Raw genomic sequence first — 16,631 nt, 5'->3', positions numbered from 1 at the left:
GACAGATCAAGTTATAGCCTTTATACTGTATTAGGCAACTTTTTTTTCGTTCGCATTAAGTGAAATGGTATTTGTGAAATTTGAATGCTTTTTTCTCCGTTTTGCTCTTTCCATAGAAGCAAGCAATAATTTTCGTCCCAATTAGAGTTTATTTCTAATGCTTTCAAGATATTTTCAGTTGCTTCATCTATTAATGTTTTATTGAATTCAACCAGTTTTTCATTTAAATTTTGAATACATAACATAGTATCATAAACTAAATTTGAAACGCTAAAGAATTCTTCCTTTTTTTCCAATTCAGGTCCAACAATATTTCCCCATTTTTTAGTCGGAAACTTTTGTAATAGTTCGTTTCTACCGAATTTTAATGTTACAGAATTCTCATAAACTTTTCTTTTTTCGTTCCGTGTTGCAGTAGCAGATATATTTCCCATAGGCATACCGCAATGAATAGTGTAATCTCTTAATTTGCAAAAAAAACGATAACCAAATGTGTAGTCAAAATGAAAAGAAGTTTCCTTTTTAAATTCAAGAAGTTCTTTGGAATCTTTTCCAAATTTTCTTGACAAATAAGTTTTTGTGTGGTCGACATAAGAAAAGAAGGAACCTAAAAAGTTAAATAATCTACGATTAGATTGTATAGTTTTTTCTTGCATAAATTCCCAAGGAACTTCTCCCGCAAAATTGACATTTTTAAAATCCGCTAAAGTTTCTTCCATAAAAAGAAAATAATTTTCTTTAGCAATTAAAAATGGCCAAGTCGTTTTATTTATTTCGATTAATTCTTTTGAATATTTGTCATAAAGTTCAATTTGTTCTTTAGATAATTCTTGAAGATACTCAACCTTTCCTTCTCTTACTTTTCCCAAATTTATTGTTTCCTCCATTGGTTATACTCAAATGTTGCCTAACAACGGAATAAACTCTTTAGGGAGTTTATTCAGACTAAAAGTTTATAAATTTAACAATTAAAAACATTACCAAGATCAGTTTTTAATATTTTGTTAAAACAAACAGAGGTTTTGCTACCCTCCCACAATGCTGCGGTATGTTTTATATGTTTTAACCCAAAACGCCTAAAACTCTTCCTCTAAAGAACCAAAAACACGCGCTAAATTTTATAGAAATCTCGCAAAACAGTTCAAGTTTGAAGCTTTGTGAGCTCGAAATTCTCTAAAAAAAGAGCTTTCTGAAGGAATTGGTGAGATTTTGAAAAGATGCAGACTAAGCTTTAATTAATTGATAAACGAGTTGTTTACAATGCCATTTGTAATTGATTTTACATGTATTTCAAATCCTTTGATTTTCAAAAAAATTAGTTCTTTTTTTTAGAATTGTTAAAAAAGCGATGGTTCTTGAGAATTTCAATTATACCTGTATGTCTGATTTGCGTTTATTCAAACAATGTCAATTGTTCATTTTTATTATTCATTACGAATTGAAAGCACTTTTCCATAGTCTTAATACCTATCCCTTTTTCGTTAATTAATCCTATCATTGATTTAACCGCGCCAGATTCTACCAATTCAGTAATCTTCTCAATTTTATCTTTTCTCATTCCTGTTTTTAATTTGATTTCCTCGAGACTCAATTTTAACCATTTAGAAGCAAAATATTCATACAGGTCATCATCTGCTTCTGGCACGTAATCATAAATCTCTACATCAATATCACACTTGCTTAAATACTTTTCCATTAAATTTAAAACAGTTTTTTTATCTAATCCACCATTTTCTGTTCCAAGAAGTGGAAAGGCAATGGAAGTAATTCCTTGGTCTTTATAGCTTGAACAAAATTTCTTTAACCCTTTTTCTATATATTCCATTTTACTCGGATGCTTCCAGTGAAATTTAGTTGGAAAATTTAAAACCCAAGGTGCATTTTCTTCACCTTTGTACAGCCATAATTTTCCTATTCCAATAAGCTTTGATTGGCAATGATCCTTATACAAATCAAACATTTTAGGGTATCTTAATTTAAATACTAAAGCGATTCCTTTTCCCATCACGCCAACACAATTGACTGTATTTACAATCGTTTGGGCCTTAGAGTTAAAAAAATTTCCTTTAATAGTTTTTACTACCATAAATGTTCAGCAATTTTCTCTCGAGATAATAAATAATGTGATTTTTTTATTTTCAAATGGCTGATTGAGTCCTTCAAGTTATTGTCAAGTTCATGATTTGCATGAATAAACCATTTTTGTTTATTTTCATCACAATAATAAATTTCAAATTCAGCAATCCTTTTCGAAATTGTAAGGTTAAGATGAGATCTGAATCTGACTTGCTTATCTTGTTTATCTATTACATCACCTTCTAAATTATGAATATCATTTGAATCGGTAAAGTTCATTTCGAAATACCCCTTTGCTTTACGATTTGTAGAAATAGAAAATGTATTGTTCTTTTTTAATATGGAAACACTTGGATTTTCATTTCTGAAATAAGATGAATCAACTTTTATTTTATTTATATAATCGATACTATCAGCGCCTAATAGTTCTATTAATAATTGTCTATGTTGCTCATTGTGACAAACAATTTTGTAATTATTCAACAACGAAAAATCAAACTCACTTTCAATAAGCAATTCTTGTTGAGCATAATTTCTGTATTTTTTCCAATCTTCCTTACTTTTTTCTGGATAAATAAATAAATCATTGAAGTTAAACTGGCTATACATTTCATTTAGATATCCGAATTTAGTACTATTTTTCTGCATATTTCCTGAACTAATTTTAATCCGGTGGGTTTGAAATATTTCATTCAAAGGAAAAATAAAATAAATTGGTATGGGACATTTTGGAAAACCTAACATTGTATATTCACTATCATAAAATGAATGATATTCACGCATACTATTGTAGTATCCTTTGTCTATGTCAACTCCTAGGAATTCATTATAAAATTGCGTTTGCGTATGTGGTCTAAAATAAAATCGTGCATAATTGTGTGGTTTTAAGTTTGACCAAACTACGTTTCCTGCAGAATCCGAAAGCTGCTCAGCTTCTTTTCTACATTTAATTCTACCCTCTCTTATTATTTTAACAGCGTTATCAATATGAGTGAAATGAAACGCATTACCAGCCCATTCATTGTTTTGTTTCTGAATTGAGTATAAAAATCTTGCTTTGGTATTCTCTTCTAGATACTTTCCTATATAAAGACTTATTTCGTAGTCAATTGTTGGGTTGTTTTCTAGTTTCTCAAAATCAATAAATTCAGAATACCGTTTTATTAAAGATAATTTACCACTGAAATCATGCATCCTTGATAAAATTTCCCAGTCTATATGCGATTTGAATTTCTCAAGTAGTTGATCACTCAAAGGAATTTTAGCTGTAACATACTTCCAATCCAACAGGTTTTTAAATTCATTAAGAATTGAGATATCTGCATTAAAACTTGAAGCAGAGGAAAGAGCAGTCCAATTAATATAACTTTGGTATTCCCTTAGAATTAATTCAGAGTTTACGTCAATTTTGTTTGACTCAATAAGAATATCCCAATCCCAAAACTCTCTATACTTATCTAATAAAATTTTATTTTCAAAACTTAGATTTTGATTGCTAGAAAGAGTGGACCAATACTCTTGCGAATCTTTAATAGTTGTTGCAATTATTCCAATGGTCTTTTCATTGCAGTGTAAGTTTTTCGAACTTAAAATATTACCCCAATTAACAACTTCCTTGTTACATAATACTCTTAATAAATTCTGATCAAAAATTAATTGATTATTACTTGAAATAGCATACCAATCCCAATTTTTATGAGACAATTCAATAATCGTTGAGTTATCCAGCCATTCTTTCGTAGAGAAATAGCTCCAATCAAGATCTTTATCTCTTAATTGTAGTAAATCATCATTTGTAAATGGAATAGTAGGATTATTAGATAAGATCTTCCAATCCCAAGGTTTTTCAAACAATTCATTCAGTAAGATTTCCTTCTTAATTTTTAAACTTGCGTTGCTAGATAATACTTTCCAATCCCAATTTTTATCATTGAACTTATTCAGTATTTCAACATCAAGCAAGGCATCCTTGCGACGGGATATGACTTCAAAATTGATAAACCTCTCGAATTTTTGGAATAAGCGTTCATTAAAAAATACTCCTTCCTTATTTTTAATTGTAAGAAGTTTAGATTTTTCAGAAGACAGAATATCCCAATCCCATTTTTCTTTAAAGTTATTTACAATGGTCTGGCTACGTGTAATGTTGTTTAGCTTAGATAATTGTTTAAAATCCCATAACTCTGCAAACTCTGATAAGTAGGATAAAACATAATTTTCCCATTGTCTTCTAGAGCCATATATATCACGGTTGTACCTAAAAAACCCGTTCAAGAAAGAGTTACTAGATAATAATGACCAATTAATTCTTTCTTTATATCTATGAAGTGAATTAAGATTTAAGGATATTTTACTTGAGGAACTAATACTATTCCAATCCCACTTGAATTTTACATTTGTTTCTGTCGTGCTGATAGCATGCCAAATAGAGTGAGAAGGATAAAAGTCCGTAATAAGCTTCCATGATTTCTCAATTACTTCATCTGAAGCTTGTGAAATCAAATCTGCAATCTCTGAAAGCCTACCTTCAATTTGCAAATCTTCTGGATCGAAATAATTTTTAATCAATACTTCCCAATCCCAATACCCTGAATAGCTCACTAATGTTTCATCATCGACTAAGCCCTCTTCAATTGCTCTTTCGGTAATACTGCTCCAATCCCATCCAAAATCTAGTAATTCAAATACTTCCCCTACATCAAAGCAATTAGAGATATTTGTCAATAATGAACTAAAGGAAGATATGCTTTCTATAAGGTAAAACGTTTCTTCGATATGTTGTTTAACAAAAGATTTCGGTGTTTTTGACCAGATTTGCTCCCAATCAATTTCACTTGAAATACCAAGTAATAAATCTCCAAGGTTGGTATTTGTTTCTATTATATCATTAAGACTAAATAGCCTAGAGATTACGACTGGCAGGTCTTCTATCTTCTTTACCTGATCTAGCAGAAAAAGACTTCTTAAATTGGATTTAAGGGTATTCTTTTCAAATACATGAATCGCTGAATTAACATCTAACCTACTTTTATTCTCTTCGAAAAAGTTTTCATGATTTACTAAATGACTATTTTTTGATATAGCTACAAAATCCCACTCAAAATTTAACTCATCTATTATCTTCGGATCAGTTATATTACCACTCAAATATTTGATAGACTCATCATAGTCCCATTTACCCTCAAATGTTTTTACGATTTCCATGGACCAATCCTGAAAAGCGTTTAACTCGAATCCCGGAGCAACTTCATTCCCCCAATATATTAATCCATGGTTGTTTAAAATTTGTAGTTTATCTAAGCTAAGATTGCATTTTGAAAATCTATTGAGGATTTTAGAATTATCAGAAGATGATAATAAAGAAATTGTTTCTTTAAAAATTTCAATATTACAATCATAGCTATTAGTAATAAAGCGTTCAATTACAATATCGAAATTCAAATTCTGTTTGAGTGCTGAAAAATTAGATTCAATTTCTGACAAACTTAATTTCTGAGATATTAAAGTTTTGTTCCAATGAGCATCTGCATGTTCTAAAAGAAATTCTAGAAGTTTATTCGTGTTATTAATTGATAAGTAAGTTGTAATGTTAGGCAATTGATCGAAATTCTGTTTTATAAATTCGTTATCAACTTGTTCATAGAAACTGTTAAGATCAATACCTTGTAGCTTTGTGATACTTGAAAAATGGTCTTTAAAATTGTCTAATGTTACTCTATCAGTTAAAACATCAACATCCCAAGGATACTTGTCAATATTTTCTAGTATAAAATCAATATTTAGGCGATTAGTTAATTCTAGCCAATCAAATTTTTCAATATAAGAATCTATTGTATCTTGAATTATGGAAACAGGTGTCTTAGAACTTATAAGATTCCAATTAACCTGAAATTTTTCAAGTAAATCAATAGAGTTATTGTTCCATATAATATTTGGTTTTTCAAGAACTTCACTCCAATCAATAATTGATATAAAATCAGTTAATTCATCAATTAAAAAAGCCTCTTTAGATTCAACCAATCTTTTACATCTAATCATTAGTTTGAGATAATCCGCTTTTAAAATGTTAGGATCTTTATTAATTTCTTTTGATAGTTGTTCATGAAGTTTGCTCTCATATATTACATTAACCGAATTATTACTTTCTGAAAACTGTAAATTCGTTTCTATCAATTCCAGGTTTGATAGAGGTTCAATATTATCAAATATTATCTCATCATTCTTTTTTAACCTATTCATTTGGAATTGATTAACAAGATTAGTGTCTGGAGCTTCTAATTCGGCTAAGTCCCAAGCCTTATTTAGATTCTGCTCATTTGTTAATCTAACATCAACACCAATTTCTTTAAATGTGAAATTGGATGCTTCATTCGAGAGCTCAATATCAAAAAACTCCGGAATTTGAATGTTTCCTGAGTAAAACGAATATTTACAATCGTCATTTATTGCTTTCTCTCCCCAAAAAGTTAATTGAATACTTTGGCTGTTGTATTCAATTAAATGACTGGTCTTTAGTTTTTTAAGATATGATTCAAAGAGTTGTATTTCAGCGATATCCTTTCGTATATGAAGATTAGGATTATCCTCAACAGCAAATCCTAAAACAGCACCAAGTTCACTAAATCCAAAAACACTATTATTTTGGTGAATCAACCCTAAAATTGCCTTCTCATATTTTTCCAAAGGTAAAGCACGCCTAAAAAGCGTTTTATACCCTCTAAGTCTAATCTTTATTGGCTCTATGATAAAAATATTTTGCATACTATTTTTCAATACGTTTCATAAGTTTTTCAAAATCCCAAACTTCTCCTTGAGGATGATTCTTCATTGTTTCAAAAACATTCTTATAGATTTCCTTTCTACTAAAATGTTTCGAGTTTCCAACCACTATTAATAGACGTTTAGCTCTCGAAAGTGCAACATTTAATCTGTTTGGAGATTCAGCAAAGCCTAGAGAATCATTTAGTGCATATCCATAATCATTATCAAAAGTTTCATAGTCTGGAACTTGATGCTCGTTTTCAGCAATGATGTTGCTTCTTACTAGAGAAACTATCACAATATTTCTTTCCATCCCCTGGAATCTATCAACAGGAGACACTCTAACATCAATACCTTCAGGAATATTTTTCTTAATTAATCCGGCTTGTGCACCGTAAAAAGTGATAACACCTAATTCTTTTTGATCCTTTTCATTCTCTTTCCAATGATTGATGAACGTAGAATAATTTTCATTGGACGTAATGGTGTTAATTATCCATTCAATTGCTTTAACTTCTCCGGGATTTATTCTACTTGTCCCTTTCTTAATTTCCGGAGTTTGTACATCAAACCACATTACATGTGTATCCTTTTTCTTGGTGATACCATGATATCTAGACATGGGATTGTTAAGATTCGGATCATCTACAGAATCCAATGGAAGTCCACATTCTAAATCTATTCCATCCTCGAAATCACCTTTATAGAATTGTTTGATAGTTTCATTAATAGCTGGGTGCATTCTATACTGAGTATCGAATGTTGATTTGAGATTAGTATCAATATTTGTAAAGAGTTTTTCAAAGTGTGAAAGCTCAAAACTTTCTCTATGCTGCTTAATAAAACGAATAAGCTTATTGATTTTTATGACTTGATTATCGTCCTTACTTTTATCCTTTAAATAAATCAAGCTTTCAATAAACTCATTAGTATCAATCATTGGAGGTAATTGTCTATGGTCTCCAATGATCACGGCTTTTTTTGCGAAAGTAAAAGGTAGTGCTAACTCAGGTGGAGAAGCCTTTGAAGCCTCATCCTGAATAACTAACTCAAACTCAATTTTCTTGTTTTTAAGAATACTTGCGGATGACCTGCTTGGAGATGATTTGAATTTTTTGAACTCATTAGGATAAAAAACATTGGAGAAATCTTGAAAGAACCGCGTAAATCTACCCTCTGAGTTTATTTTTCCTATTGAACTACAAGTAGCTCCAATTACGTTACAATTCTTTATATAAGAAGAATAGACATTCTCTCTAAGGACTTTTCCTTTCTCCGATAAATGCTCTTTCCAAAGCTTAATAAATGAATCATTACTTTGGTTTATACATCTGCTGTTTATTAAATCAACCCAGTCATCTAAAATCAAAGAATCACTACCATCCCATTCATTATTTTTCCAGTGATTAATTGCTTCCAAAGAAAACCTTCTCCCCTCATTATCAAGCTTTTCCTCACTACCAAATCGTATAGATTTCATTAACAGGTGCGTCTTACTTCTGAGCTTATCTAATGCATTATCTACGGCTAAGTTGGTTTCCGAAGTAACTAATATTCTGTACCGTTTATCGCTATCATTATTTGCTAAATGTTGCCAAATAAGCTCTGCAATAGCAGTTGACTTACCTGTTCCTGGAGGACCTTGAACAATAAACAGATCATCACTTAATAAACACTTAACTATTGCATCCTTTTGTCTTTCATTGATATAAGGGCTTAATAGGTCACCATTTACCTTTTGATATAATTCCTGGTATTCATTTGTACGAGTAATGTCTCCATCAATAAAAGATTCCAATGAGGATGAATCAATCAGAGCTTGTTTCAAATTCTTATTGCAAATTGAATTTCCCGAATCTGAATATATTTTCTCAACAGCATCTCTTAATCGCTTTACTTTATCTTTTTCACCCTTTAAGGCACTTTTAACTGTTAGATAATCCCCTTCTTCAAGAAGACTTTTGTCTTCAACTAGAAGTGTTAAGTTGGGATATGAAATGGATTTTAAAACACCTAAAGTCTTCTTCGAATCAACATGGGTTAATGACTCACCTCTAAGATTTTCTAACTTTTTTTGCACTTCTTCTTTGTAGCTTTCCTCGTCAAATTGGAAATAGTATTTTACGAAACCTCTATCAAAATCATCCCAATTCAATTGTATATTGTCTTGAGTGAAATTGCCGGCAGCATTCTCGATATTAGCTCTAACAATAGGGAGTAAACTAATATCCGACATCAACCCATAAACTTTTAGCTGATTACCTGATTCATTAAGAATTGTTTTAGTAAAGTTCAGCTTATCCAATTTCTCCTTGACTAGGAATAATGGAGTTATATTTCCAAAGGTTACTTTGTATTTATGATCGTCTCCAAAGCCTAAATAGTTCAAAGAATCATAGGTGTCCAACTTTTGTAGTTTTTCACTTAGTTCTTCCTTCGTTTTAAAATCGAAAGAAATCGTCTTTGCATCTGAACTTATCTGAAATTCTTCATAAGGAATAACTTCTTTAATATGTTCGAAGAACCTTTGTTTATCAATTCTAAAAATGTGCTCATGAACAATCTGTATATGCTCTTTTCCAAAATATCGTTTAAGCGTATTTAGAAAAAAGAAGATTTCAAATTGTAAGTCACTTAATGAAATGGATGCGGAAAAGGTTTGGATGAAAACATTGTTATCCGGATTAGGTAATATTACACCTTCAAGATTAGGTCTGTACTCTGATTTATAATAGATCTTCCTTTGCTTTCTAATCTGTTCAAATTTGTCAAACTCATCTGGAGTAATTGTGTAAGAAACGAGATGAAATGAATTTGAATAGAAGGTGTTTTCTTGAAAAGCTTCAAACGCTTCCTTTTTTAGAAATACATTCTTTAAATGTATTTGCTTTAAGAAACCCTCAACCTTATAAGGTAATAATCCAACATTTTCCTTTAGGTACCTAACAGCAATATCAAATTGCTTATTTATAAAGCTTTCACTTGCATCAATTTTATAAATTGCACCAAGAACCTCTTCGCGATAAACTTCCTGATTCGTTTCCAACTTAGAATCAATATGTTTCAACTCATCTAGAGTTAAAAATTGAGTTTTACCGAGGTTTTGATTAACAGTTGTATTTTGTTCTCTATGCCTGCGAGTAAAATTAGTTCTTGTAAAAACCGTGTTCAGGCTAATTTGGGGTACTCTTCCAATCTTTTCGGTTAAGATTTTAGCTATTTTATGTCTTATTTCTCCAATCTCAGCTTTACTAATCCTTTCATGAAGCTTAATGCTTAACTTGTTTTTTCTCTTAGAATGAGTGATAGCTAGAACATTGTCGGACGATATTGAAATATCAATAGGTGTAGATATTCCCTTAACAGAAAGTCTGTATTCAAAAGAATACGTAGTTCCCCACTCCTTAATTGTTACTCCCTCTAAATAGGTCTCATCCAAAACCACAATTTTCCCTTTGTTTTTCTCCTTGTATGTGGAATTGGGATATTTCTTTTTTATGTGATGAGTTAATGATTTTTCTTGTTGTCCAGCCTCTTCTGTTACGACATGTTCTCTTAAAAAATCTATTAAAGGGGTTTTTGGGTATTTGAAAGTACCCGAAAAAGCTGGCTTTGATGAAAACTCAAAATGGTTTGAATCTGCAAAGGACTTTAAATCCTCAATTTCAGAATTATTAATTTCCTCCACTAAAGGATATAATAGATGGTTGTCTTGATAATTGACATTCTCTTTATTTAAATTTGGAAACACCTTTAATAAACCTTTAAATATTTTGTCTCTTTGATTAGAATCAATATATCTATAAACAACTGACGAATCTTTCTTAGCCTCTAATATCTTAATATCGAAGGGTTCAGAATATTGATTTGTCAATATATCTAAAGCATCTATATATGATTTCCAAACTTCAAAATCATTCATGTGCGAATCTTTTTGAGCGTAGTCATTGATTGCACACTTTCACAAATCTCGGTTTGTAAAACAGTCTGTGCGAATTGAAAATGTATCCAATGTACGATGACTTCCTTAACTGTACCAAAGGGAAAAAGCCGGCGGGAAAAAACTATTATTTTCTTGCACCAACCTTCGATCAATGAGCCAATATTGTCTTTCCCTTCCTTCAAAATATTAATCCATTTATTTATGTGCCTATGTCTTTTTAGCTTCGCCTATAATAACCGAACAGACTCCCTAGGGTGAATTATTTTTATTATAAGTTTATAAATTTAACAATTAAATAAATTGCGAACAAGAGCTTTTAATATTTTGTTAATTCAAGTGGTAGCTTTGTTAAATTTCCCTCCTCTTTTCTGGGTTATGCTGTATTATAAAAACGAACGATCTTAATATTAACGAGTATCATACAATCAGTCTTTCTTAGGATCTAGCCTACATAGGCTGAAACTAAATCAAGATACCTATAATAAAAAAAAATGACCGCCCTATGGCAGTCATTAATATAATTACATATTTAATTGAGATACCCTACCCTTGATCACTTTTCTTCAAGTGAACGAGCAATTGATCCCTTAGTTCCTTGGGTAATGATTCTAGATCCACTCCTTTTATTTTATTTCTACCTGATTCAGTTGGCTTGATTAGCATTGAAAAAATTAAAATCCTTTTCATATCAATTATTGTATTTAGTGTTGAGAATAATTTAATGACCTTTAAACTTCAGAAAAACTTTAAGTAAATCAATAAAAATATCTTCTAAGATAAATAATTATTTTAACATTTAAACAACTACATATGAGAATCATACGTCTTATTGAATGTCTAAAACAATTTTTAATACTGAATTCTTTAGCTAAAATAATTGTGTAATTTAAAATGGGACATTATATTCGCAACTTCAATTCTAAGAAATTGATTTTATAAAAGGTTTTACCTCGTTAAATCAATGGAAAGATGCCCTGGTGGTGGAATTGGTAGACACGCAGGACTTAAAATCCTGTGCTCATTAGAGCGTGCGGGTTCAAGTCCCGCCTGGGGTACAAAAGCTGTTTGAAAGAACAGCTTTTTTTTGTTTAATACTATGGGTATATGGTAGATACGTATCGAATGAATCGTAATGCTCCTTAAATACAATCTTTAAGAATTTAAACTTAATTTCCTAAAAGCTTGATTAGTTCTTGATATAACTTTTGAGCTTGCTTTTCATAACCTGGCTTTAAAAAATGTACTCCGTCACGATTTGCTTCTTTTCTAGCCAGTGCTTTTCTGAAATATCCTTGTCCGCCCATTGCATTATAAAAATCCAAATAAGCAACATTCTCTTCTTGAGCGATTTCAGCTATCCATTGATTAATTAAGGCTATTTTTTGAGCAGATTTTATATTGTCAGTTGGTGATATCAAAAGAATAGGTTGCTTCTCATCTTTTTCTTTAAACCCAGCAATTAATTGTCTTGCATCTGCTTTAAAAGTTTCTTCAGTAATATCACTTAAGGATTCATTAGTACCTAGTGCAATAACCACAAGGTTTGCATTCAGGGCATTCATTTGTTCTAGTGTAAGCGAATATTTAGTAAAGTCGGCGTAGGTAGCTCCATTCACTCCTACCGTGTTTAAAACTACTCCTTTGTCAGTATTATTTAAAAATTGAAATCCATAAAAAACATTATTTCCAAAACCTTCTGTATGAAGCAAGAATTGATTGCGCTTCGTTGGTAGTTCAACAGTGGTGATCCCATGATCGAATTTAGATTTGAGTATCTTGTTTACTCCTTGCTCAAAATCGGTGTTGTATATTATTTTAGTTAACTCAGTTTTATATGAATTACCAGCTTTGTATGGTGTCGATCTATTTAGCTGATATAGTCGCGTGGTTGTAGTATAACTATTAGAGGCTAACTCTGGGAAAGTAACATCTTCTTGAACTTGAATGGTTTTTACTTGCTTATCTTTTTTGATATAATCTTTTAAACTTTTGTAGGTATCCCAAACTTCGAAAGAATCATCGGCCATTTCACGATCATGAAAAATGACAACTTTGTCAAAAGCTTCTTCTGGTTTCAAGGAAAACTCAATTAAAGAAGGTTCTTTATTTCCCATCACAAATCCACTGATGCCCATTTGTGGAAATACATCCTGATCATAAACCAATCTAAAGTTCTCCCAAGTGGTATTACTTACTGTTTTGATATCATCTAATCCATTAGAATTAGCAATAGAATATGGGAAAACCAGTCCTCTTCCTGCATTGCCAAACTTTTGTTGTAGTTCAATTCTTAAATAATCCGTAAACCATCCCGCTTGTATATGAGAATCTCCAATAAATAATATTTGCGTAACCGAATTATTCTCTTTCAGTCTATCTAAAAATGGTGATAGATTCTCTGCATTTATTATTTGTGCATGAGTTTGAAATGAGACAAACATGGATAGGAATATTAAATAAAAAGAATTTTTCATAAACGATGTTTAGATTTCAATGGTGTATTCAAGTTTTATACCCTGATTTAAATTGTTGGATTTTTAAATTTAGAATTGCAAATAAATAGGTAACACCTGTTCCGAAGATTTAAAATATCCATACAAAATCAAGAAACCAAAAAATACAGTTACATAATAAACGAGGGAAACCTTTTTGGGTTTGTCTAAAATCTTATCAATCAAATCATCTGGGATTAAATGAAGTGCCATAGCTAAAGCAATCATCCAAATGACGCTTTGGTAGTTTGCGTAAAATGGCAAGAACACCGACGTATCAAAATTAAAGAAAATTTGCTGGAGCATATTAACTGCGATTTCAAAATCAGCTGCCTTAAAGAAAACCCAACCAAAACATACGAAATGAAAGGTGATCAAGCCCATTACTATTTTATAAGGCATAGAATTGTTTATGCTTCCTAATGCTTTACCTGTTAGCAACATCCAAATTTTGTGTATCGCTAAACCAATTCCATGAATAGCTCCCCAAATTATGAAATTCCAACTCGCACCATGCCAAAAACCACCTAAAAGCATGGTTGTCAATAAATTAAAATTCGCAGCAATTCCTTTTGGATTCTTGGTAATTATCGCCGGAATTAAAAACAATATGAGCAAACCAATGGATATACCTAAGGCTACCAAATCAGAAAAACCAAATAGGTTCTTACTCATAAAAAAAGCTCCTACTAGGAATAAACCAACAAATATGAAGGATGAAATGGAGAATTTACGGTTACCTCCTAAAGGAATATAGAGATAATCTTTTAACCAAGTTGATAATGAAATATGCCAACGTCTCCAGAACTCTGTAATGCTTGAACTTTGATATGGTGAAAGGAAGTTTGCAGGTATATGAAAACCAAGCCATAAAGCTATACCAATAGCAATATCACTGTAGCCGCTAAAATCACAATAAATGACCATGGCATAACCGTAAACCGCAAATAAGTTTTCTAGCCCTGTATATAAATTTGGATTATCAAAAACATAATCGACCATATTAAGGGTGATAAAGTCTGAGATAATGAGCTTTTTAATAAGTCCGGCTATGATTAAATAAAAACCTTTTGCAAAATCTCTATCGCTTACAAAATAAGGCTTATTAATTTGCGGAACAAAATCATGTGCTCTAACAATAGGTCCCATCATTAATTTAGGGAAGAAGGCAAGAAATAGTAGATAATCCGTGAACTTTTTAGCGGGTTTAAAATCTCCTCTATAAACATCTATGGTATAACTTAAATTTTCAAAAGTATAGAATGAAATACCAATAGGTAAGATGAGGTTTAGTGGGTTAAAATCTGTTTCTAACCAATTATTGGAGATTTCTATAAAGAAGTCGGTATATTTAAAATAGAATAACATTCCTAAATTAAATATAATACTCAGCACCAATAAACCCGTTTTCTTAGACTTAGTTTTGGTCCTATAAATCGCATTGGATAAGTAAAAATCTACGATTGCAGAAATAATTACCAATCCCACAAACGCCCCACTTGCTTTATAAAAAAAGTAAAGTGAAAAAAGACAAAACACATATCTACGTGCTTGGTGGCGATGTCTTAATGCAAAGAATAAAACAATAAATAAAGAAAAGAAATAAACGAAAAACCCATTATTAAATAAAAGAGGATTTTTACTATCATATAAAAATTGTTGCCCGAAAGCCGCCCAGTCAAAGGAGTTAAATAGCTTTAAGATAGATTCCATTTAATTTTCTTCTAGTTTATTGTTATCAAACTTTTTATAATCATCAAGAATAGCATTAAACAAATTATTCGCTAAAATTCTTGTTCCTCGATGGTTAGGATGTACATGATCTTTATTGGCCAAAGAAGGTTTTTGACTGGCCCAATCCACAATGCTATTTTCGCCACCCATGCTTGCAAATTGATTATAAAAAGCCATATCATTTTCCTTAGCCATGGTAGCTTGTAATTTTATCAAATTAGGCAAACCAATGGCAGTTTTGAACTCTCCGTTATATCTAAAAGCACGATCAGCACTACTCACCAATAAAAAGTCGGCACCTTCAAAGGATTTTTTTAATTTTTCTATCACAGGCTGCATTCCTGTTTGATAGTAGTCGTAATTGGTATCTTTTGGTCTAAATAATAGATTCACACCATATTGTAAAACAATCAAATCGTAATTATTAACACTTTGAATCGTATTTAATATTTGGCTATTTACTTTGCCTAGTTCAAAACCAGTAGATCCTCTAAAAGAAAAATTATCGATAAAAATACCATCTTCCGACTCAAAGCTCACCCCAAAAAGAGGCATCTCTGCCGTTTTAGAGCTTATTGACAAACGCGTTGATGTATCGTTGGCTAAGACTGTCTTGTTCACTGCCTCTGCCCCATCCAATGTTTTTTCAGTCCCATTATGGTTTAATTTACCGTTATCTACCTTACCATAGATAATTGATTTCTCAATTGGTATTTGATTATTTTTTATAGTTCTATCATTGAATGATGCCTTTCCATTTCCAGTAAAAACATGTCCAGATATATAATAGCCTTTAGAAGATTTGTTCATGAAATGATCATCTTTCCAACCACTTGAATTTGCCGTAACGGTAGTTCTGAAACCAGCAATATTAGAGTAAATTGGCACAAAGCCAACCCCTTCACCCCCAAACTCATCTTGTAGCAACTCTCTCAATGTCATCGTCAACAAGTCACCTTCTATCATACTATCTCCCAAATAAGCGATACGAATTTTACCTTTCTTGGTATTTTTTAATTCTACCAATTTCTTAATGAAATTAGGCATAGCAGGCTGTTGAGAGTTACGCGTGAAATCGGTTATAAGGTGGGGTTCCAAATATAAATTGAAATCATCTACCTCTTCTTCAATAACTTCTTCTATTACATTTTCTTCCATTACAATAGATTCCGCCATTATTTCATCATTCTCAATATTTGGATTATTTATTAAAATAGAATCTGACATCACTTCTGCTCTAAAGATGTCTGAAACTAGATTTACATTCGCCAAAGGTTTCCAATTTGTCCCATAATATTGAGCAACTAAGGAAACTATCAGGTAAATTATAAAACAATAAACTACCAATGCGAAAACCTTATAATTTCTATTCTTGTTCTCTTCCAATGTTTTAATTTTTATAAAAGGAATTAAATCAGCTTTTAATTCAATATTTTAATTGTAATACTATGTTAACTCAATGATTCTATTACGATTACCTAGTGATTCCAAAGCTAAATTAAGTAGAGGTAAATTTAGTTAAATCGTTAATTATTTTAACAAAATAGATAGTCAATTCTACCTAATTCTCGCATGAAATTGTTATTATTTGTTAAAAAATCAAGTTCTATTATATAATTCATAAT

7 protein-coding genes and 1 tRNA gene are annotated in these 16,631 nt (G+C 31.1%); 1 reads left to right on the top strand and 7 read right to left on the bottom strand.

What is annotated here, in order from left to right; genetic code table 11:
- Nucleotides 1-20: 20 nt before the first annotated feature.
- From NLM59_RS07590 to NLM59_RS07575, 4 genes are all read right to left on the bottom strand, one after another.
- Nucleotides 21-887, bottom strand: coding sequence for a hypothetical protein (locus tag NLM59_RS07590; RefSeq protein WP_304417161.1), 867 nt, complete (start codon nucleotides 885-887; stop codon nucleotides 21-23).
- A gap of 506 nt (nucleotides 888-1,393) precedes the next feature.
- The gene (locus NLM59_RS07585; protein ID WP_304417160.1) at nucleotides 1,394-2,086 is read right to left on the bottom strand and encodes a macro domain-containing protein; all 693 of its coding nucleotides are present in this window, start codon (nucleotides 2,084-2,086) and stop codon (nucleotides 1,394-1,396) included.
- Nucleotides 2,080-6,837: a DarT ssDNA thymidine ADP-ribosyltransferase family protein gene (locus tag NLM59_RS07580; protein ID WP_304417159.1), complete on the bottom strand. Its 4,758-nt coding sequence runs from the start codon at nucleotides 6,835-6,837 to the stop codon at nucleotides 2,080-2,082. Before NLM59_RS07580 ends, NLM59_RS07585 begins: the two co-directional genes overlap by 7 nt.
- A gap of 1 nt (nucleotide 6,838) precedes the next feature.
- The gene (locus tag NLM59_RS07575) at nucleotides 6,839-10,759 is read right to left on the bottom strand and encodes an AAA domain-containing protein (protein ID WP_304417158.1); all 3,921 of its coding nucleotides are present in this window, start codon (nucleotides 10,757-10,759) and stop codon (nucleotides 6,839-6,841) included.
- A 992-nt stretch (nucleotides 10,760-11,751) separates the two neighbouring features.
- Here NLM59_RS07575 and NLM59_RS07570 point away from each other — a divergent pair.
- Nucleotides 11,752-11,835 (top strand) — tRNA-Leu (locus NLM59_RS07570).
- A gap of 111 nt (nucleotides 11,836-11,946) precedes the next feature.
- On the opposite strand, the gene NLM59_RS07565 is transcribed toward NLM59_RS07570, so the two are convergent.
- From NLM59_RS07565 to NLM59_RS07555, 3 genes are all read right to left on the bottom strand, one after another.
- Nucleotides 11,947-13,254 carry a GDSL-type esterase/lipase family protein gene (locus tag NLM59_RS07565; protein WP_304417157.1) on the bottom strand — a complete coding sequence of 436 codons (1,308 nt, stop codon included), beginning with the start codon at nucleotides 13,252-13,254 and terminating at the stop codon, nucleotides 11,947-11,949.
- Nucleotides 13,255-13,323: 69 nt separating this feature from the next.
- Nucleotides 13,324-14,985, bottom strand: coding sequence for an MBOAT family O-acyltransferase (locus tag NLM59_RS07560; protein ID WP_304417156.1), 1,662 nt, complete (start codon nucleotides 14,983-14,985; stop codon nucleotides 13,324-13,326).
- Nucleotides 14,986-16,392, bottom strand: coding sequence for an SGNH/GDSL hydrolase family protein (locus NLM59_RS07555; protein ID WP_304417155.1), 1,407 nt, complete (start codon nucleotides 16,390-16,392; stop codon nucleotides 14,986-14,988).
- Nucleotides 16,393-16,631: the final 239 nt, after the last annotated feature.

This window comes from Profundicola chukchiensis (assembly GCF_029664245.1).
GTDB classification, from domain to species: domain Bacteria; phylum Bacteroidota; class Bacteroidia; order Flavobacteriales; family Weeksellaceae; genus Profundicola; species Profundicola chukchiensis.
The sequence above is the reverse complement of the archived record's forward strand: the minus strand, read 5'-3'. Positions and strand labels throughout refer to the sequence as shown.